We start from the raw sequence: 18,495 nt of genomic DNA on the forward strand, positions 1-18,495 counted from the left end.
CGAGGGGGCAATTCCAGGCGCGGCGACGCTGACGTTATGAGTAACAGCCAGCGTCGTGCGCAGCGTCTACAGTCGCAAATTATTGACGTAGACCTGCAGTTTATCCGGCGGCATGTTGTTCACCGCCTGCATCGTCTCCGCGGGGGTCAGGGGGCGTCCATCGGGGCTCAAAGTCTTGGCCCCACGGCGGCCCTCCTCCATGAGCAGAGGCACGACCGGGATGGATTGGTAATATTTGTCTTGACCCAGGTCGCCGATGATCCTGGCGGCCTCGGGAGTGAAGCCGGCATCGATCAGAAACTGATAGGACGCTTCGATCTTGGCGTTCTCGTCCCGCTGGCCGGCCAAGGCGCTGTTGCCGAACACCGAGATGCCCACCATTACCGCACCGGTCAGCGCGCCGGCCGGACCGGAGGACAAGGTCATCACGACCGTTCCTACGCCGCCGATCGCATGGAGGCCGGCCTCGACTTCCTTGTACGGACGATCGGACAACAACGCATCGACCATTTTGGCGACATCGCCCGTTGCTGAAATCAGGCCGAGCGCGCGATTCCAGTTTTCGAAACGCACCTCGCCGCGGATCCCCCGCTGAGTGTCGGTGAACGGCGTGTCCGCACCGACCGGCACGCTGCCGGGCCGATGCATCAGATCGCGGATGTCCTTGTGCAGACCCGCGGCGTCGCCGAATGCGGCGATCGTATTGGCCCAGGTCGGATCACTGATCAGCTCGCTGGTGGATTTGGCGAAGATCAGACCCGCCGCTGCCACACCGATCGATCTGAAGGTGATACCAGCCGGTTGATCCGGGTTGAAGCCTTCGATGCCACGCAACGCGCTGTCGAACTGCTTCAGGCGTGTTTGCAGCAGGAGCGCATTGTCCCCTGGCACGTCCACCAGTTTCTCGAGCGCCGAGATCGCCTGCTGATACTGCGAGGCGTCCTTGCCCAGCATATTGGCGTAACGCTTGCCCAGTTGTTCCAACTGAGTTTTGGCGTTGGCGACACTGGCAGGATCGGTTCGGTCGAGGCCGGCGAACACCGCCAATGCGTTTTGTTGGATCGCGTCCGTGGCCAGGCGCTTGAGCAGTTCCGCGCCTTCCTTCGACACCTTGTTGACATCGAACAGGCTCAACATCGAGTCGGCCTCGGGGCCAACCAGAAAACTGCGATCGCGGGAAGCGGCGAGACCGATCGCCTGCAAGACCGAATCCTTGTTGGCGAGATCCTTCAGCTGCGATTCCAGCTCGGGATACGTCGCCTTCACGTCGGCGGGCAGGTCGTTGAGGCCGACGAGCGCCTGCTTGAGCTGGTTGCCGCTGTCGACCAGGCGCTGTTCCAACTCACGAAATTTCGTCTGCCACTGCGGATCTTTGCCGTTGACATACTCCTCAACCGCCTTGGCGAGCGCCTCCGGCGGCAAGCCTTCGGCGTACTTCAGCACCCGGCCGAGCTCGGTGAGCATGCTCTGATATTCGGCCAGGTCGGCCTTGGCCCGTTGCTCCACAGCCTGCGCGCCTTGAAGGACGCCGCGCACGATGACGCCAGCTTCTTCAGTGCGTCCCTTCGCTTCCAGCTGCCGCGCCAATTCCAGCCCCAGTGCGGGACTGGCCCCGTCGCGGATGGAATTGGAAATGTTTTCACTCAGCGGAACCCACTGTCCGCGCCAGTCGCCCGCATGAGCCAGATAGGTGCTCGCGATGTCGCTGGTGAGTTGCTTCGCTTCGGGACTGTCGCCCAACGAACCCACGACACGCGCCATGTTCGTGTACGAAGTGCCGCCGAACTTTTCGCCCGCGTACATCGGTTTGACCTCGGCGATCTTCATGATCGTGTCGAGGTTCTGCGTCACGACGGCGTAGGCCAGCTCTGGCGGCAGGCCGGCGGTCAGCTGAGCCAATCGTCCGGATGCGTCGTTCGCCGGTGTGACCCAGGCCCTGGGGTCGCCGTTGTCCTTGAAGTTCGCGAATGGCTCAGCGACCCACGGCTCAACCCGATCGCGCATCAAGCTTGCAAGCTCTGGGCTCGTGGCCAGTCGTGCACGCGCCTCCGGCGACATCGACTCCCACTGGCTCTTGAGTATGTTCATCACGGCTTTGGCGTCGCCGCCGCCTCGCGCGACATCGAGCGCGAATGTGACTTCGTGATCGACTTTCAGCTCGCCAACAATTTCCTTCACCACGGACACCGTCTGCGGATCGTTGCCATAGCGTGCCGCGATGCTGATGCCGTAGTGCTCGATCCCTTCGGTGTCATACACAGCACCCGTCGGTCTCGCGCGGTATTCCGCGGCGTATCGGTCCTGCATCTCCGCCTCGATGGCAGCTTTCAATTCCGCCCGCGCCTCTGGCGTCGGCGACTGCTGATACTTCAGAACCGCCGCGTCGACTCGTTCCTTTGGCGACAGCGTACGTCCGTCCGCAGGCGCTGCCATGTTGAATACCTCGACTGTCTCGGACTCATCCACGGGGATCTGCAACGTCTCGTCCGGATACAGCGTCTCCCAGTTGAGGATCTGCGGATTGGCGTCTTTGATACGTTGTTCGAATACCGGACGCGGCGTCTCGCCGCGGTACTGGTCCGATATCAGTGCGACGGTTTCACCGCGCTTGATGGTATGTGTCACCGTCGGCTTTACAGTGTCGACCAGAGCCTGAAAGGTGCGCGCTACGGAAGTGAACGCATCGATAAATGCCATGGGTATGCACCTGTTGAACGAGCGACTTGATCACATCGATATTTGACAGGTCTCGACATTACCTAACATGTACGCCATCGCCACGAATCGCCCGCAAAAGAACGCCTAGCCCCCGACGATTGCGGACTGGCGGTCGTCGGCAACCTTTACAAGGGACTCCGTCGCCAATCGGCGTCGTATGCACCGCTGTACAGGCTCAACATCACGTACAACAATCGGTGTGCGATAGGGAGGTTGGCGGCTCGATGCCGGCAGCAGCGTCCAAAAAACGCGACGGATATTCGCAAGTTAAGGGAACTCGAGTGCTGGAAAGCCATCGCCGTCATGAGCTTGAACCGTCGATCGAGGCTTTATTGCCCGCGGTGTATGACGAGCTGCGGCGACTTGCGGCGACCCAAATAGCCAGGCGTGCGCACGATGCGACGTTACAACCCACGGCCCTCGTACATGAAGCCTGGCTGCGCCTGACCCGCTCAGAATCCGCCGACTGGGAAAGTCGTGCCCATTTTATCGCGGCGGCCGCCGAAGCCATGCGGCATATATTGATCGACCGCGCTCGCCGGCGTCGGGCATTACGACACGGCGGCGGAAATCATCACGTCAATGTGGATGAAGTCGATCTTGCCGCAACCTCGGAAGAGGATGACCAGTTGCTTGCCGTCAGCACGGCCATCGACAAACTGGAAGGCGAACATCCGCAAGTCGCCGAACTGGTGAAGCTTCGGTACTTCGTCGGCCTGGAGGTCAAGGAAGCAGCGCTGGCTCTAAATGTCTCGCGCGCGACGGCGAATCGTTGGTGGACGTTCGCGAGAACGTGGATCTATAGCGAGCTGCGCAGTTCCTGACCCCGCGGCCCATCTAACATGAACCAGAGGCTGCAGCAGGAAGAAGCGCTGTTCTCTTCATCAATGGCGCTGCCCGAAGCCGAGCGCGTTCATTTTCTCGATCGGGCCTGCGGGAGCGATAAAGAGTTGCGGGCGCGTATCGAAGCACTGCTTGCCAGTGTGCAGCCCGCGGCGGAGCTCATCTTACCCCTCCTCCCCTTCGAGGCGCGCGCGTCCGCGGACTGGCTCGACGATCAGGTGGATGGCGAACGCATTGGCTCTTATACGCTGCTGGAACAAATCGGCGAGGGCGGCTGTGGCGTCGTTTATCTGGCCGAGCAGTCCGAGCCCCTGCAACGACAGGTCGCGCTGAAAGTCATCAAGCTCGGCATGGACACGCGAGCCGTGATCGCCCGCTTCCAGGCGGAGCGGCAAGTGCTCGCCATCATGGATCACCCAGGCATCGCCAAGGTGTTCGATGCCGGCTCGACACCGGCCGGTCGCCCCTACTTCGTGATGGAGCTGGTGCGGGGGATCAAGATCACCGACTACTGCACGCAATGTCAGCTCACGATCCCGGAACGGATCCGGCTGTTCATTCAAGTGTGTCACGCGATTCAGCACGCCCATTCGAAAGGGGTCATTCATCGCGACATCAAGCCTTCGAACATCCTGGTCACGTTGCATGCGGGCGCGCCGCTCGCCAAGGTAATCGACTTCGGCGTAGCCAAGGCGACGCAAGGCCGCCTGGACGATCACACCGGGTTCACGGCGTTCAACCAGTTCGTGGGCACGCCCGCCTACATGAGTCCCGAGCAGACTTATTCGGCCACCGGTGCGGTGGACGCGCAGAGCGATATCTATGGTCTGGGCGTGCTCTTATATGAGCTTTTGACAGGCCACCTGCCCTTTCAAGGCACGGTCGGCTCGGATTCGCAGATCGCCGACATCAAGCAGCGCATTCGAGGTGACGAGCCGCAGCGGCCGTCGCAAAAATTGCGTTCGCTCACGCCCGAAGAAGCGACTCGGACCGAGGCGCGATTTCGTTGCCCGATCGCGCAGCTGAGCAAACATCTGCAAGGTGAGCTGGATTGGATCGTACTACGCTGTCTGGAAAAGGAACCGGGCCGACGCTACGCCAGCGCCACCGAGCTGGCACAGGATCTGGAACGTCACTTGCGGCACGAGCCAGTGCTCGCACGGCCACAGACCGCCAGCTACGCGATGGCGAAGTTCGCGCGCCGGCATCGAAGCCTGGTCGCGGTATTTTCTGCGTTCATCCTCATGCTGCTGCTCTCCATGGTAGTGAGTGCGTGGCTGGCCGTACGCGCAACCCAAGCCGAACAGCGAGCGCAGACCGAGGCCGCATCGAGAGAGCAAGTCATCAACTTTCTGCGTGACGACTTGCTCGCCCAGGCGGGACCGGACGAACAGCCGGACCCCGATGTGAAGCTGCGCACCGTGCTGGACCGTGCCGCCGCCAAGGCACGCGAACGCTTCACCAGCGAGCCGTTGCTCGAAGCCAATGTGCAGCAGACGCTCGCGACAACATACGACGCCTTGGGCGATTACGGCCAAGCCCGGCAACATCACGAGCGGGCTTTGGAGCTACGGCGCAAGCATCTCGGCGAGGATCATCCGGACACACTCAAGTCGCAGGCTTTTCTCGTCAGCATCATGATCGCCGAGGCCAGCTTCGAGGAGGCCGAGCCGCTGGCGAAGCAGACTTTGGAGCGCATGACACGCGTGCTCGGCCCCGAGCATTCCGAGACCTTGGCGCACACGGGCAATCTTGGCTTGCTGCTGTATGAGCGCGGCAAGTTCGAAGACATGGCGGAACTGCTTGCTCGCCTCCTGCCTCTGCAACAGCGCGCACTGGGCGACGCGCATGAAGCGACGCTGTCGACGATGAACAATCTGGCGATCGCGTATCGCAATCTGGGCAGGTATGCGGAAGCGGCGGAGTTGCACACGCGCGAGCTCGCAATCTGCCGCAAGGCGTTCGGGCCAGAGCATCCCGGCACACTCACCTCGATGAACAATCTGGCGAACGCCAGGTCGGATCTGGGCCTGTTCGACGAAGCGCGCGCCCTCAACCTCGAAGCGCTCCAAAAGTCGCGTCGGGCCGCGGGAGAGAATCATCCGGAAACGCTCATCCTGCAGCACAGCCTCGCCGCGAACTATCGCGATCTCGGCGACTTCGAAAGCGCGGAGCGCCTGCAGACCGACACCGTCGAGCGCGCGCGTAAAGTCAACGGCCCGACTCACACGAACACGCTGCGAGCCGAATCTTTTCTGGGCCAGATCTATCGGGATCGCCGCAAGCTGGATCAATCCGCGTCGTTGCACGAGAGTGTCATTAAACGCGCGACGGCAACGTACGGTAGCGACAATCCCATCGCGATAATCACCTCCACGCATCTCGCCGAAACCTATCAGCAGCAAGGCAGACTGGCGGAGGCGGAAGAGTTGCTGCGCAAGCAAGCGCCGCTCGCGGTCGCAGCGTTCGGCGCAAACAACTCCTACACGCTCGATCTCAACGATTGCTTGGCTTCCGTGCTCATCGCGCGCGGAGAATTCGCAGCTGCGCTCGAGCTGCTGCGCGAGACGACAGCGCAACGACAACGTAATGCGCCGACCCATTGGAAGACATTGAATGCTCAAGTCCTGTTGGGCGCGGCATTGGCGGGCACCGGCATGGGTGCGAGTGCCGAGAAGATATTAATGCACACCTATGACGAGTTACTAACAAGTCGCCTGCCCGCCTACGAGGGGCGGTTACGCAAGCGCACCGCCAAGGCGCTCGTCGAGCTCTACACCGCCTGGAACAAGCCAGCGGAAGCCGCCCGCTGGCGCGATCGGATTTTGTGAACCCTCCTCGAGAGCCTTTTGGCTCTTAGATTTCGTATCTAGCAGTAGAGCCGCGCGTCGCGCGGCGTCGACTGACGAATATCGAAGGAGCAGGCATGTCTGCATGTCCGCATTGCTCGTGCGAGCAAAGCTGGAAGTTGGGCGACGGACGCTACAAATGCCACGGTTGCGGCCGCCGTTACAGCTGGCGTTCAGTTTGGGAATCCGTGCGCCTCACCGAGGCCGCCAAGATGCAGCTGTTGAGCGCGTTCGTCCAAGGCGCCTCGGTGTACAGCCAGCGCAACGAATCGGACGCATGCGTCGACACCAAAGAGCGCTTCTATCGTCTCATCCGGGCCTGCTGTGCAATCGAATCACGCGTGAGCCGGTCCGCCTTCGCTCTCGCGCACTGCCGGTCCGCTCCTTCGCTACAGCGCAGCGGTTTTCGAGGCTGGGCGACCGCCACGCGAGTGCTCGTCCTGGGCATCGCCGAGCATGAAGGCTCGGTGGTCGTTGGAAGCCCGTACGTTCCCGCCGACGCAAGCATTCCTCTGCTGCGCGAACGCACGGCGGTGGGCGGCGTATGGACGATCGATCATCACCAGGCGCTCGCCAACCTCCAGGTCCGCGGCAGATATGTGATCGTCAACACTCCTCGCAGCCGGACTGTCGGCTCGACGGCCATCGAGGAATTCTGGGATTTCGCGAAAGATCGTCTGCGCGCACTTCGCAAGATTCCGTGTGATTTCTTTCATCTCTATCTCGGCGAGATGTGCTTTCGTTTCAATCACCGGCACCAGGATTTGCTGACGCTACTGACAGATCGGCTGCGAATGACGCCGATTCAGAGCGCGCGCGAGATCATCGCCGATGCGTCGGGTCTGAGCGGTTGCTCGGGACTGAACAGTGGCAGTCCGAAAACATCCGGTACTCCGGACGTTTTGCCGCGAGACCGGCGATATCCGTTGGCGGTGTCTCAGAACACAGCTAACGTTTGCCGCACCTCCACTGATGTGAGCGCTGTCGAGCAATGAACGTCGCTACCGCGAGCCCTGTCGCCAGACATGTTCATGTTCTGAGCGGGCTGCATTCCGGCGCGACCGCGGAGTTGCCCACCGAGGGCAAACTCGTGATCGGTTCCGAGCTCTCGGCCGGCGTGGTGCTGTGTGATCGCGGCGTCGCCAAGGCGCATTGCCAGATCAGCCTGGATCAGTTTGGCATGAGCTGCCGCGCGTTGGACGAGGTGATCACGATCGACGGGAAGCCGCTGCCGACGGGTGAGATCGCGGCCTTGCGCGACGGACAGATCATCGAATGCGGCCAGGCCGCCTTCAGCGTCGGACCGGTGTCGACAGATTGGCAACGACTTCGGCAACGCCTGGCCACGCGCGGCAATGAACCCCACACGCTGCGTTCGCTGCGCAAAGTGAACCCCTATGTTTTGTTCGCCAGCTTGCTGGTGGGGCTGACCAGCGCGCTGAGCATTACCTACGCGGCACTCTCCGGCCCCGAGCTCGCGGATATGCCCTCCAAGGTGGATGCGGCGCGACGTTGGCTGACCACGATCGCGCCCCAGGGCAGCGAATTGGAAATCGGCGTCGATCAACGCAATGGCCGCGACCTGCTGCTCTCAGGCTACGTGTCTCACAACGATCACCGCATCAAGTTGACCGGCGATGCCGCGGCGTCGCCGTATCGGCCGCGTGTCGAAGTATTCGCGGCCACCGAGATGCTGGACGCGATGTCACGAATGGCGTCCCTCGCTCAAGTTGCATGCGAGCCTCAATATCGGGGCGGCGGGCAGCTCGCCTGCACCCAGATGCTGCCCTCGGAGCAGGACGCAACGCGCCTGCGCATGCTCGCCAAGGACGTGCCTGGTCTGCGCACTCTGGATCTCAAATGGCTGCCGCCAATGCCAGCCTCGAACCCGACCCCCAGGCTGCAGCCAACTCAGATCACACAACGCTTCGCCATTCTCATGTGGCGCCAGCAGCGTTATCTGGTCAACGAGCAGGGCAAGCGCTATCGCGAAGGCGACGAATTCGACGGTTTCAACATCAAGCGCATCGAGCTGGATCGTGTGGTGTTCGCCCGCGACGGAAACGACTACGAATTCTTTGTCGCCGCCTTGGGCAAACGCTCATGACTGTCGTCAAACCGAACGATCCAGACACCTATGGCGAGCTCGCTCGTCGTTTGCGCGACGACGCGAACGACAGCGTGCTCAGCGAATATCGCAGCAGTTTCGAGCAGGCACGCGACAGTGCTCGACAGCGTCTGCACGAGCCTCTGCCGGCCGATGAGTTCCGATCGCAGCAGGCGCTTGCGCAATGTACCGACCTCTCGATCGAGGTATTGAACGCAGTGCATGCCACGCTGCGCGAAGGTTGATAGTTGGATTGCCCAAGTTGACGGGCCTAGTGTAACCAGGAGACGACGATGACAATTTCCCTGAACGGATTGGCGAATACAGTCGGTGGCGCCGAGAGTGCAGCTTCGAGCGCGGTGAACGGCCTTGGTCCCAACTCCACTGCCGCGGAGCTGACACAGGCGAGCTTGAAAATGAACCAGTATCAAATCGTCTCGACCGCGGTGTCGGCGATCATCAAGGCGGACTCGGAAGCCAAGTCGGCCCCGGCTCGCGCGATCTCGCGCTAAGCCTCGCTCTTTTTCAGGAGAGCATTCATGTCGCAGCAAGGTGTTCCGAGCATCGGCGTTCCCACCCGGCGCATCAAAGCGCCGGATCCGCTCTTGCTCGAGCGCCTTGCTGAGACAGGCTTTCTCGCCACCGAATTTGGCATGCACGATCGAGCCGAACAGATCTTCACGTGCCTCGAACAGTTGCGCCCGGGCAAGGCTTCGCCGCGCATCGCGCTCGCGATGGTGCACGCCCGTCGCGGCTCGATCGAACAAGCGATCGTCGAGATCAATGCGCTGCTCGAGACGCACCCGGATTGCGAAGTCGCCCGGGCCGTGCTGGGCACGATGCTGGTCCACGCCGGCAAACCGGGCGCGCTGGAGCTGTTTGAGAAGATCATCGCGGACGGCACCGATGCCGGAGCGATCAGCATCGCCACCTGTTGTATCGAGCAAGCTCGCGAGCAGCACGGCGCGTCCCAATACGCGCCCGCGGAGCCGTCGAGCTCGTTTGCCTATCATCGTCATTACAACGTCAGTCCGTGATATCGGAGATTTCCACGTGAGCACGACCGTCGTCCTGCCCGAGTTGGCGTTTGCCCCGCAAAACACTCCCAATCACATGCAGCCTTCGGCTCAGTCGGTGGCGCGCTTCGAGCAGCTCATGTTCGCGCCGAACGGCAACGCCGCGGCCAGTGCGACGCCCGGTGCGCTGACGCTGGGCGGCGTCGGCGACAATCGATTGCAAGTGCACCTGCAACGACTGTCGGACCGCTGGGAAGCCGGCCAGAGCGCCGTGAACCGCCTGGCGAGTCGCAACGATGTCAGCGCCAAGGATCTGATCGTGACTCAGATGCAAATGATCAACTGCGCGCTGGACGTGGAAGTCTCGTCGAAGTGCGCGTCGGTCTTCGAGAACGGCGTGCAGACGCTGACACAGCGTGCATGAGCAACCCGTTTTCTGGTCGCGCCGGCGGCGTCATTCGGACGCTCGCGCTACTGCTGTCGATCTGCGCCCTGGCCGGTTGCAAAGAGGCAGTCTATTCGCAGCTCACTGAAAGCGAAGCCAACGACGTCCTGGTCACGCTGCTGCGTGGTGGCGTCGAGGCGGAGAAGCGCCCCACTGACGATAAGCAATTCAGCGTCTACGTTCGCGAAGCCGATGTCGCGACCGCGATCGAGCTGCTGCGCGCGGACGCTCTGCCCGCGCAACGCTACTCGAGCCTCGGCGAGGTGTTCGAGCGCAACGGCCTCATCTCTTCCCCAACCGAAGAGCGCATGCGCTACATCCACGGTTTGCAACAAGAGCTGTCGCATACGCTGTCCGAGATCGATGGCGTCGTCGTCGCACGCGTGCACATCGTCGTACCGGCTCGGGATGCGCTCGATACGACTGTAAAGCCCTCCTCCGCCTCGGTCTTCGTCAAACACCGCCCCGATTTGAACATGCAACTGTTCGTGCCAGCCGTGAAGGACCTGGTGGTACGAAGTATCGAAGGGCTCGGCCCAGACAACGTCTCGGTGAGCCTGTTCCCGGCCCGTGGCGCGGCGACAGCAGGCACGCAAATCCCGCTCACGAAGTTCTTCGGTGCAACCGTTGCCTCGTCGAGCACGACCGCGCTGTGGATCCTGCTTGCGGTTCCCTGGCTGCTGGTTGCCGCGACGCTGGTGATGCTGCTGCATGCTTCCGCCGTGGGCTCAGGTTTCGCACGGCTGCTTGGAGCTCGCAAGATCCGTGCGTCGCGAGACGAGGCTCCGGCCGGCAGGGAGGATCGCCGTGCGGCCTGAGAAGAACAGCGAGGCGCTGTGGGCCGCGATCACTCGCTTCAATCTGTTTCCAGGTGAATACTGGCACGACAGCTGGCGTGAGGAATTGACCGCGCGCATCGGCCCGGGAGATCCGGACTCGAGCTCGCAACCATTGTGGGTACGCGCGTTGTCGACAACGATTCTGCGTGAGCTGCGACTTCACGATCGCTTCGACTTCGAGTTCACGGATCGACTCAAGCGCCTGGTACTGCTGGATGCGACGACGCTGCACCGCTTGTGCCTCGCCCTGGTCGGCTTGCTCGTCCGCAACCATCTGCGCCTGCTCGTCAGTCGCGACGACGCGAACCTCATCCAACGTTGCCTTGGGCCCGATATTCACCGGCTGGTGCTCGAATGGCGCGAGCCAGTGCCGATCGCAGCCTCGCCGCTTTCCTGGTCCGCCGACTGGCGCTCGATCTGGTCCGACAGCGACGCGTGGGCACGCCGTGGCGTCGCGACGCTCTATTCTGCCCTCCCCATCGACATGCCCGCCCTGCACGGCCGTTTGCGGTTGAAGTTTCCATCTCAGTGGCCAGCGGCCAGCTTCAGCCTAACCAACGAGCCCGAGCACCGGCAGCTCAACGGCGACGTGTGCTTGAAAGTTCTCTCCCTGATCGCGCCGAGCTGGTCGTGGTTGTTTCTGCATGACGACGCAGTCGCGGAGGTCGCCGCGTGACAGCGCTGCTCTCCATCGATCGGGCTTCGCTCGCGGCCGGACGCGACGTGGTCATCAAAGCTGACGAGTTCGCCACGCTCGTAGAAGCGCGCGAAACACTTCGGCTGGCCAGACGTGCCGCCGAACAGATGCGCGCCACTGTCGACGCGGAGATCGAACAAGCACGTGCTCGTGGTTATGAAGCAGGACTGCGGGAGGCGCGCGCCGAACTGTCCACGCAAATCGCCGAAACCAAGGCCCAGCTCGAACATGCGTTCGTCTCTCTCGAAGGTCGCATCGTACAGACCGTGCTCAAGGCCGTGCAGCAGATCCTCGGGCACACCAACGATCGAGCGCTGCTCGAACCGTTGATACGGCGCGTTCTCGGGCAATCCAACAGCACGACTCCGATGCGTTTGCGAGTCAGCGCAGAACAGTTCGACGCGGCGAACGACGCTGTCGCCTCGTTGCTGAAGGAATTTCCTCAAGTCGAATGGATCGACGTCGCCAAGGATCCAAACGCCACGCGCGGGACGTGTGTGCTCGAAACCGAATTCGGCGTGATCGATGGCAGCATCGACACGCAACTCGCAGCCCTGCGCCGGGGCCTTCTCAACGCCTTCGTCGGCAAACGGCTCGCCAGCGACTTGCGTGCTCCGGACTGACGTCGTGCGCATCCAGCAACAGCGCCCCAACTATCTCGCCGACGCGCTCGACGACGCGCTGCTCGATGTCGCGCCTGTGGAATCTCGCGGACGAGTGCTCGAAGCGCTGGGGACTGTCGTCAAAGCAACCGGCGTGCAGGCTCGCATCGGCGATCTGTGCGAGCTGCGATCGCAAGACAGCAGCTGGCGCATGCATGCCAGAGTCATTGGCGTGCAGCGACACACTACGCTGTTGATGCCCTTTGGCGAGCTCGAAGGCATTGGCGTCCAAACCGAGGTCGTCCACTGCGGAACCGCACCGAGCATCCGTGTGGGCAACTCGCTGCTGGGCCGAGTCGTCGACGGATTCGGACAGCCCATGGATGGCATGGGTCCCTTGAAAGACACGCAAGAATTCCCGGTCCACAACCGACCGCCGAACGCGCTCGACCGCAAACGAATCCAACGTTCCCTGCAGACCGGCGTCCGCGCCATCGACGCTGTGCTCACTTGCGGCGAAGGTCAGCGCATGGGCGTCTTCGCGCCCGCCGGTGCTGGCAAGAGCACGTTGCTGGGGATGATCGCGCAAGGGACGGCCGCCGATGTGACAGTCGTCGGACTGATCGGCGAACGCGGCCGCGAAGTGCGGGAATTCATCGACATCGTGCTTGCTCCAGGACGTGCGGCGAACACGGTCGTCGTCGTGGCAACCTCTGACCGTCCCGCTGGCGAGCGCGTCGAGGCTGCGAACGTCGCGACGGCGATCGCCGAGTACTTCCGGCAGCAGAACCGCTCCGTTCTGCTCCTCATCGATTCAGTAACGCGCTACGCGCGAGCATTACGAGAGATCGGCTTGGCTGCGGGCGAGCCGCCGACTCGCCGCGGTTACCCGCCCTCAGTTTTCTCAGCGCTGCCAACTTTGGTGGAACGCGCAGGACAAAGTGCCAACGGCGCGATTACAGCGTTTTACACGGTCCTGGTCGACGACGAAGAAGGCGATCCGATTGGAGAAGAACTGCGCGCCCTGCTCGACGGACACGTCGTGCTGTCGCGCGAGTTGGCAGCCGCGGATCACTATCCCGCCATCGATGTCGCCGCGAGCCGGAGCCGAGTCATGAGTCATGTGACAACAAAGGAACATCGCAAGGCGGCCGGTGAGTTGCGAGAACTACTGGCAAAGCACGCGGACATTCAGGTTCTGCTGCAGATCGGCGAGTACCAGGCCGGAGCGGATGCCCTCGCCGACAAGGCCATTCGCTGCAAGCCAAACATCACCAAGCTCCTGCGGCAACAAGTCGGGGAGCGCATGTCCCTGTCTGAAACCATCGCGCTGTTGAGGCGCGCCGCGGAGTCGTGATGCGCGCGAACGATATTCTGAAGCTGGCCCAGTTGCATCGCGTACGAGTGGCCCGCCTCGTCGCGCTCGAGAGCGATCTGCGGACCAAGATAACCGCGCTCCGGGAAGTCGAGGCTGAGGCGGCTGCATGCCAATCCGAACTCGAGCAAGCGCATCGACAGCGCGAGTCGTGGGAAAATGAATGGCAATCGTGGTTGCGCACTCACGGCGTGCTGAGTCGAGGTGAAGAATACAATCGCTATCACATCGCACTCACTGCTTGGGAACGCGACCTGCAGGAACAATTGGCCGAGATCCAGGTGCGTCAGCGAGCCGCGGGCGATGCGGTCGACGCTGCGCGGCGCGTCGTGCGCAAGGCCGAGGCGAGACTTGCCGCGCTCGATGAAAGAATTAGCCAGAGCCGGCGTTCGCTCCTCAGTACCCGGGATCTTCGCCGTCAACGGGATGCAGCGGAGAGCGCGACAATCGCAGCCCAACAAGTTCGCGCCGCCTGGTCCTCCGTGCCCGCGAGCGACACCATATGAGCGCGCCCCCGGTCAATTCGGCCAAGCCCGCCAACGACGCCCTCACACACTCCGCCGAGCGTCGCCATCCGCGAGAAGATGCGATCGCCCGCTTTCAACAAACATGGGAAAGCAGCAAGCCGAACACCACCGACGCCGAGCCCGCGCCTGTGAATCTTCATTGCAGAAGTCCGCGCGATTTCGAGGATCGTGACCTGCCCGCCGCGATGCCGACAGTCAGCGCAAGCAGCGGATCGCAGCCCTCCTCGTTTGTATTTGCCGAGCCCGCCGCGGCACATCAAGCCATCCCGACGCAGGCCCCCGATACCGCACGCCTGATCGAACAGGCGACCAGCGTGATGCTCGGACGCGCAACGCGAGCTGATGAGTGTCGTTTCGTCGTGTCGCTCGATCACGCGATAGCAGGCGGCGCGTCCGCGGAGTTCATTCGCGACGGCGCATTCCTGCACGTTCGGCTGCATACTCGCAATGACGCCGCGTATCGCACCATGTGGACACACCGGGCCGAGCTGGAGGAGCGTCTCGCCGCCAGCACGGGCCTGACCACCCGCATCGAAATCGTCGAGGTTCATGGCAATGGCGGCACAGTCTGAGCTGCTCGCCATACCTGAAGCCGAGGTGGCGGCCTTGACGCTCGAGACGGTCGATCCGGCGGTATTACCCGTGGTGCAGGGAATATTGCAGCGTCGCGGTCCATGCCTGCTGCGCATTCAGGGGCACGAGGTCCGCTTCGCGTGGGTGGATGTCCAACTGCGCGAGCATGCCATATCGATCTCACTCGCCTGCGGCGCTCATGACCTGCTCATCGGATTGGACAGTCTCGCCGCCATCGATCCGCTGTTGATCGGCGAGCCGTTCCTGTTGCTACCTCCATCGCTGCGCACTCTCGTTGTACAGCGCGCGGTTGCATCGCTGCTTTCTACCGCACCACGCGCCGTCGCCGAATCCATGCAAGTTGCGAGCGTACAGTGGGCAGCCGCACCGAGCGAGCGTGAGTGGCCGGTGAAGCTCGGCTTTCGTCTGGAACGGGGCGAGCGCGGCTGTATCAGTCGCGGCGTGATACTTGCCCGCTCGGCGGCGGGGCTCGCGTGGTTCGATCTACAGTTGCCTACCCAGCCGACACGCCGCCAGTCAGACACGCAATCGCTGCCCATTCCAATCCGAATTGCTCTCGGACAAAGCCATCTGAAAACGACAGCGCTGCGCCACCTCTCGTCCGGCGACGTCGTGTGGGTGCAATCGGCACGACTGACTCGCGTGGGCGTGGACGTCGATTGTCGGATCGCCAGACACAGCGTTGCGCTCGCCACGGCTCGTCATCGGCAACTTCATATCAAACAGATCCACGGGCTCGCCATGCACCAGCAACCACCCGCGACGGACTCTCTTGCAGCGCCTGGACCCGTCGCCATCGATACCGGGCGCACGCCGACATCCCGAGATTTCGAAGTACCAGTGACCTTCGATCTCGGCGAGCTCGCGCTACCGCTCATTCAGATCGAGCGCCTGCAGCCGGGCACGCTGCTGCAGCTACCGCAAGACGTGAGCGACGCGACGATCCAACTGCGCGTCGGCGACAGCCTGGTGGCGCAGGGAGTACTCGTGGCGATCGGCAAGCGAATCGGCGTTCGAATCACACGCGTGTACCTGGAAGAGTCCGCACCGAGTCATGCCGCGACCTGAGCCAATATGACTGGCACTCCCGATCCCGTAGTCGTCCTGCTCACGCTGGCGTTGCTGTCGCTCGCGCCGCTGATCGCGGTCATGGTCACGTCCTTCGCGAAGATCGTGATCGTGCTCGCGCTGGTGCGTAATGCGCTTGGACTGCCGCAAATTCCGCCGAACCTCGTACTCAACGGCCTGGCACTCGTGCTGTCGATCTACATCATGGCGCCGCTTGCGGCACAGCTCGCGGAACGAGCCGAAAGCGGTCTGTCGAGCGGCCGCATGGAGGCAGGCAGCTTCTTTCGAATTGTCTCGGATGCACGAGAGCCGCTGCGTGCGTTCCTCGCCAAGCACGCGCAGCCGCGCGAGCGAGAGTTCTTCGTAAAGTCGGCGCAGCAACTGTGGCCCGCGGAACAGGCCCGGACGTTGCGCTCGGACGATCTGATGGTGCTGGTTCCAGCCTTCACAGTGAGTGAGTTGACGGCCGCCTTTACCATCGGATTTCTGTTGTACCTGGCATTCGTGGTGATCGATCTGGTCGTGGCGAATGTGCTGGTCGCGCTCGGCATGATGATGTTCTCGCCGACAGTCGTGTCGGTGCCATTGAAGCTGCTGTTATTCGTGCTGCTCGACGGTTGGTCGAAGCTGATTCACGGCCTGATCCTGACGTACCGCTGAGCGCATCGCTAAGCATCATGGCGATCGAACAACTTTCGACTTACGTCCAGCAAGCCCTGCTGCTGGTGCTGTGGCTGTCGCTGCCAGCGGTGCTGGTCGCCGGCGTGGTCGGTTTGCTGGTTGCCTTCGCGCAGGCAGTCACGCAGATCCAGGACCAGACGATATCGTTCGGCATCAAGCTGATTTGCGCCACCGTCGCCATCGCGCTCACGTCCGCCTGGCTCGGCGGTGAGCTGCTCAACTTCGCCAACCGCATGTTCGATGCCATCGCGAACGTCCGCTGACCATGATCGATCTGGAAAGTCAGTGGCAACAGATTCTGACGGTGGTGGCGCTGCTGATGACGCGCATGGCTATCGCCTTCAGCGTCATCCCGATTTTCCTGGGTAACAGCATCCCCGCCTTCATCCGGATCGCCTTTGTGGCCGGATTGTCGATGGCGCTGCTGCCGGTCGCGTTACAGGACCCCACGGTCTCTTCGCTACCGCTCACGAGCTTGTTGCTCTACGTCGGTAAAGAGGCGTTGATCGGGCTCGTGCTAGGCCTGATCGCCAGCGTCGGCTTCTGGGCGTTGTACGTGGCCGGCGCCATCATCGAGTATCAAGCCGGACTATCCTTCGCGACCACCATCGATCCCATGTCGGGTCAGGAGGACTCGCTGGTCGGCACGCTATTCCAGCGAATGTTCACCGCGCTGTTCCTGATCGCCGGTGGGCTGCTGTCGCTGATCGGCATGCTGTTCGACAGCTATCGCGTCTGGCCGCTCGGGCGTCTGCAACCGCTTGCCTCCAACCTTGCGATCGTGCAACTGCTGATCACGACGGTGCTCAATCTGGTGATCGTCGCCGTCAAGGTTGCTGCGCCCTTCGTCATCATCATGCTGCTGCTCGAAGTTGCAGTCGGTTACCTGTCACGCTTCGCCCCTCAGCTCAACGTGTTCTTCGTGGCGCTGCCGCTGAAGGTGCTGTCACTCGCCTTCCTGCTGCTTGCCTATGGAGCCATCGTCGCCGCGAACGGCGAGTGGCTGCCTATGATGCGTTTCGACACCGTCCTCGCACCTCTGCAGCGCGCGACTCCATGAGCCAGCCGTCTACGCAGGCAAAGACCGAGCGACCGACGACCAAACGGTTGCGTGACCTGCGCCGGAAGGGCGATGTTCCCAAGAGCGCCGATGTTCCCGCGACGGCCGTGGTGCTGGTGGCCGTCATCTACTTCTCGCTCACGGGCGCCCAATTCGTGACGGGTTTGACCGCGCTGCTGGAGAAAGCGGTCACCGCCGATTTTCGCACCCTCGATTCGGCGAGGAGCGTTGCCGCCTGGACTCGAGGCTTGCTGATGGAGGCAGCGAATCTCATCTGGCCGTTCGTCCTCGCGCTCATCCTGGCCAGTGCGCTCGCGAGCTTCCTTCAGGTCGGTGGCGTATTCTCGCTCGAGGCCATCAAGCCACAGTTGTCGCGTGTCAGTCCGATCGCGGGAATGAAGCGCATCTTTTCTAGGCAGAGCCTGGTCGAGCTCCTGAAGCTCTCGGTCAAGACGCTGCTGCTCATCGCGGTGATCTGGCTGCTGGGCCGTCAGTTGATCTCGACGCTGTTGCAGTCGCATTGGCTCGGCACCGCGCAGTTGTTGCCGCTCAGCATGCACGTGCTGGGGACCCTCTCCTGGGCGGCACTCGGTGGCTTCTTGTTGATCATGATCTTCGATGTCTGGTTTCAGCGCTGGGACCATCACCGCCGCAACATGATGACCATCGAGGAAGTGAGGCGCGAACACCGGGAGATGGAAGGCGATCCGCAGATTCGCTCCCGCCGCCGGCAACTGCATCAGGAGGTTTCGAACGCGACCATGCTGCAGAACCTGCGTCGGGCCAATGTCATCGTCGTCAATCCGACTCACATCGCCGTTGCCCTGTACTACGAGGCCGGCGAAACCGCCTTGCCCATCGTCGTCGCGAAAGGTGAAGGCGAGCTGGCCCGCGAGATTCGCCGGATCGCGGAGGAAGAAGGCATTCCAGTGATGCGCAATGTCGACCTGGCGCGTCGTCTGCAAGCGACCGCAGCCATCGATCAGTACATTCCAGATGAGTTGATAGAACCCGTCGCCGAGGTGCTGCGATGGGCCAGTTCGCTGGCTCGCGAACCTTGAGCCTGGCAAATCG

At 62.3% G+C, this 18,495-nt stretch carries 20 protein-coding genes; 19 read left to right on the forward strand and 1 reads right to left on the reverse strand.

What is annotated here, in order from left to right:
* Window positions 1-66: 66 nt before the first annotated feature.
* Window positions 67-2,697 carry a LysM peptidoglycan-binding domain-containing protein gene (locus GYH35_RS00845; RefSeq protein WP_161814046.1) on the reverse strand — a complete coding sequence of 877 codons (2,631 nt, stop codon included), beginning with the start codon at window positions 2,695-2,697 and terminating at the stop codon, window positions 67-69.
* A 245-nt stretch (window positions 2,698-2,942) separates the two neighbouring features.
* Between GYH35_RS00845 and GYH35_RS00850 the strand changes: the two genes are divergently transcribed.
* The 19 genes from GYH35_RS00850 to sctU all read left to right on the forward strand — a co-directional run bounded on the left by GYH35_RS00850 (window position 2,943) and on the right by sctU (window position 18,482).
* The gene (locus GYH35_RS00850; protein ID WP_161827419.1) at window positions 2,943-3,542 is read left to right on the forward strand and encodes an ECF-type sigma factor; all 600 of its coding nucleotides are present in this window, start codon (window positions 2,943-2,945) and stop codon (window positions 3,540-3,542) included.
* A gap of 18 nt (window positions 3,543-3,560) precedes the next feature.
* Window positions 3,561-6,392 (forward strand): tetratricopeptide repeat protein, encoded by a 2,832-nt coding sequence (locus tag GYH35_RS00855; RefSeq protein ID WP_161827420.1) that lies wholly within the window; start codon window positions 3,561-3,563, stop codon window positions 6,390-6,392.
* 95 nt (window positions 6,393-6,487) lie between these two features.
* Complete coding sequence (locus tag GYH35_RS00860; RefSeq protein ID WP_161827421.1) at window positions 6,488-7,405, forward strand: hypothetical protein; 918 nt, start codon at window positions 6,488-6,490, stop codon at window positions 7,403-7,405.
* Window positions 7,402-8,517, forward strand: coding sequence for an FHA domain-containing protein (locus tag GYH35_RS00865; RefSeq protein WP_161827422.1), 1,116 nt, complete (start codon window positions 7,402-7,404; stop codon window positions 8,515-8,517). Before GYH35_RS00860 ends, GYH35_RS00865 begins: the two co-directional genes overlap by 4 nt.
* Window positions 8,514-8,762, forward strand: coding sequence for a hypothetical protein (locus GYH35_RS00870; protein ID WP_161827423.1), 249 nt, complete (start codon window positions 8,514-8,516; stop codon window positions 8,760-8,762). The genes GYH35_RS00865 and GYH35_RS00870 overlap by 4 nt, the downstream gene beginning before the upstream one ends.
* Window positions 8,763-8,810: 48 nt before the next feature.
* The gene (locus GYH35_RS00875; RefSeq protein WP_161814040.1) at window positions 8,811-9,029 is read left to right on the forward strand and encodes a hypothetical protein; all 219 of its coding nucleotides are present in this window, start codon (window positions 8,811-8,813) and stop codon (window positions 9,027-9,029) included.
* Between the two features lie 27 nt (window positions 9,030-9,056).
* Window positions 9,057-9,554 carry a tetratricopeptide repeat protein gene (locus tag GYH35_RS00880; RefSeq protein WP_161827424.1) on the forward strand — a complete coding sequence of 166 codons (498 nt, stop codon included), beginning with the start codon at window positions 9,057-9,059 and terminating at the stop codon, window positions 9,552-9,554.
* Between the two features lie 16 nt (window positions 9,555-9,570).
* Window positions 9,571-9,957, forward strand: a complete 387-nt coding sequence (locus GYH35_RS00885) for a hypothetical protein (RefSeq protein ID WP_161814038.1) — start codon at window positions 9,571-9,573, stop codon at window positions 9,955-9,957.
* Window positions 9,954-10,796, forward strand: coding sequence for a type III secretion system inner membrane ring lipoprotein SctJ (gene sctJ / locus GYH35_RS00890; protein ID WP_161814037.1), 843 nt, complete (start codon window positions 9,954-9,956; stop codon window positions 10,794-10,796). The genes GYH35_RS00885 and sctJ overlap by 4 nt, the downstream gene beginning before the upstream one ends.
* On the forward strand, window positions 10,786-11,493 hold the full coding sequence (locus tag GYH35_RS00895) for a SctK family type III secretion system sorting platform protein (protein WP_161827425.1): 708 nt from the start codon (window positions 10,786-10,788) through the stop codon (window positions 11,491-11,493). The genes sctJ and GYH35_RS00895 overlap by 11 nt, the downstream gene beginning before the upstream one ends.
* Window positions 11,490-12,137: a type III secretion system stator protein SctL gene (gene sctL / locus GYH35_RS00900; RefSeq protein WP_161814035.1), complete on the forward strand. Its 648-nt coding sequence runs from the start codon at window positions 11,490-11,492 to the stop codon at window positions 12,135-12,137. Before GYH35_RS00895 ends, sctL begins: the two co-directional genes overlap by 4 nt.
* Window positions 12,124-13,473 (forward strand): FliI/YscN family ATPase, encoded by a 1,350-nt coding sequence (locus GYH35_RS00905; protein ID WP_235936675.1) that lies wholly within the window; start codon window positions 12,124-12,126, stop codon window positions 13,471-13,473. Before sctL ends, GYH35_RS00905 begins: the two co-directional genes overlap by 14 nt.
* The gene (locus GYH35_RS00910) at window positions 13,473-13,997 is read left to right on the forward strand and encodes a hypothetical protein (protein WP_161827426.1); all 525 of its coding nucleotides are present in this window, start codon (window positions 13,473-13,475) and stop codon (window positions 13,995-13,997) included. The genes GYH35_RS00905 and GYH35_RS00910 overlap by 1 nt, the downstream gene beginning before the upstream one ends.
* Entirely contained in the window at window positions 13,994-14,590 is a 597-nt protein-coding gene (locus GYH35_RS00915) for a hypothetical protein (RefSeq protein ID WP_161814032.1), read from the forward strand. The genes GYH35_RS00910 and GYH35_RS00915 overlap by 4 nt, the downstream gene beginning before the upstream one ends.
* Complete coding sequence (gene sctQ / locus GYH35_RS00920; RefSeq protein WP_161827427.1) at window positions 14,574-15,680, forward strand: type III secretion system cytoplasmic ring protein SctQ; 1,107 nt, start codon at window positions 14,574-14,576, stop codon at window positions 15,678-15,680. The genes GYH35_RS00915 and sctQ overlap by 17 nt, the downstream gene beginning before the upstream one ends.
* Window positions 15,681-15,686: 6 nt before the next feature.
* Window positions 15,687-16,340, forward strand: a complete 654-nt coding sequence (sctR, locus tag GYH35_RS00925) for a type III secretion system export apparatus subunit SctR (RefSeq protein WP_161827428.1) — start codon at window positions 15,687-15,689, stop codon at window positions 16,338-16,340.
* A gap of 17 nt (window positions 16,341-16,357) precedes the next feature.
* Window positions 16,358-16,624, forward strand: a complete 267-nt coding sequence (gene sctS, locus GYH35_RS00930) for a type III secretion system export apparatus subunit SctS (protein ID WP_161827429.1) — start codon at window positions 16,358-16,360, stop codon at window positions 16,622-16,624.
* Window positions 16,625-16,626: 2 nt separating this feature from the next.
* Window positions 16,627-17,421, forward strand: coding sequence for a type III secretion system export apparatus subunit SctT (gene sctT, locus GYH35_RS00935; protein ID WP_161827430.1), 795 nt, complete (start codon window positions 16,627-16,629; stop codon window positions 17,419-17,421).
* Window positions 17,418-18,482 carry a type III secretion system export apparatus subunit SctU gene (gene sctU, locus GYH35_RS00940; protein WP_161827431.1) on the forward strand — a complete coding sequence of 355 codons (1,065 nt, stop codon included), beginning with the start codon at window positions 17,418-17,420 and terminating at the stop codon, window positions 18,480-18,482. The genes sctT and sctU overlap by 4 nt, the downstream gene beginning before the upstream one ends.
* Window positions 18,483-18,495 lie beyond the last annotated feature (13 nt).

Source organism: Steroidobacter agaridevorans (genome assembly GCF_009932555.1).
Taxonomy (GTDB): domain Bacteria; phylum Pseudomonadota; class Gammaproteobacteria; order Steroidobacterales; family Steroidobacteraceae; genus Steroidobacter; species Steroidobacter agaridevorans.

What these genes read in the sequence shown, in the direction of transcription:
- GYH35_RS00845 (WP_161814046.1), bottom strand. Translation starts at nt 2,697, where the DNA reads ATGGCATTTATCGATGCGTTCACTTCCGTAGCGCGCACCTTTCAGGCT.
- GYH35_RS00850 (WP_161827419.1), top strand. Translation starts at nt 2,943, where the DNA reads ATGCCGGCAGCAGCGTCCAAAAAACGCGACGGATATTCGCAAGTTAAG.
- GYH35_RS00855 (WP_161827420.1), top strand. Translation starts at nt 3,561, where the DNA reads ATGAACCAGAGGCTGCAGCAGGAAGAAGCGCTGTTCTCTTCATCAATG.
- GYH35_RS00860 (WP_161827421.1), top strand. Translation starts at nt 6,488, where the DNA reads ATGTCTGCATGTCCGCATTGCTCGTGCGAGCAAAGCTGGAAGTTGGGC.
- GYH35_RS00865 (WP_161827422.1), top strand. Translation starts at nt 7,402, where the DNA reads ATGAACGTCGCTACCGCGAGCCCTGTCGCCAGACATGTTCATGTTCTG.
- GYH35_RS00870 (WP_161827423.1), top strand. Translation starts at nt 8,514, where the DNA reads ATGACTGTCGTCAAACCGAACGATCCAGACACCTATGGCGAGCTCGCT.
- GYH35_RS00875 (WP_161814040.1), top strand. Translation starts at nt 8,811, where the DNA reads ATGACAATTTCCCTGAACGGATTGGCGAATACAGTCGGTGGCGCCGAG.
- GYH35_RS00880 (WP_161827424.1), top strand. Translation starts at nt 9,057, where the DNA reads ATGTCGCAGCAAGGTGTTCCGAGCATCGGCGTTCCCACCCGGCGCATC.
- sctJ (WP_161814037.1), top strand. Translation starts at nt 9,954, where the DNA reads ATGAGCAACCCGTTTTCTGGTCGCGCCGGCGGCGTCATTCGGACGCTC.
- GYH35_RS00910 (WP_161827426.1), top strand. Translation starts at nt 13,473, where the DNA reads ATGCGCGCGAACGATATTCTGAAGCTGGCCCAGTTGCATCGCGTACGA.
- GYH35_RS00915 (WP_161814032.1), top strand. Translation starts at nt 13,994, where the DNA reads ATGAGCGCGCCCCCGGTCAATTCGGCCAAGCCCGCCAACGACGCCCTC.
- sctQ (WP_161827427.1), top strand. Translation starts at nt 14,574, where the DNA reads ATGGCGGCACAGTCTGAGCTGCTCGCCATACCTGAAGCCGAGGTGGCG.
- sctR (WP_161827428.1), top strand. Translation starts at nt 15,687, where the DNA reads ATGACTGGCACTCCCGATCCCGTAGTCGTCCTGCTCACGCTGGCGTTG.
- sctS (WP_161827429.1), top strand. Translation starts at nt 16,358, where the DNA reads ATGGCGATCGAACAACTTTCGACTTACGTCCAGCAAGCCCTGCTGCTG.
- sctT (WP_161827430.1), top strand. Translation starts at nt 16,627, where the DNA reads ATGATCGATCTGGAAAGTCAGTGGCAACAGATTCTGACGGTGGTGGCG.
- sctU (WP_161827431.1), top strand. Translation starts at nt 17,418, where the DNA reads ATGAGCCAGCCGTCTACGCAGGCAAAGACCGAGCGACCGACGACCAAA.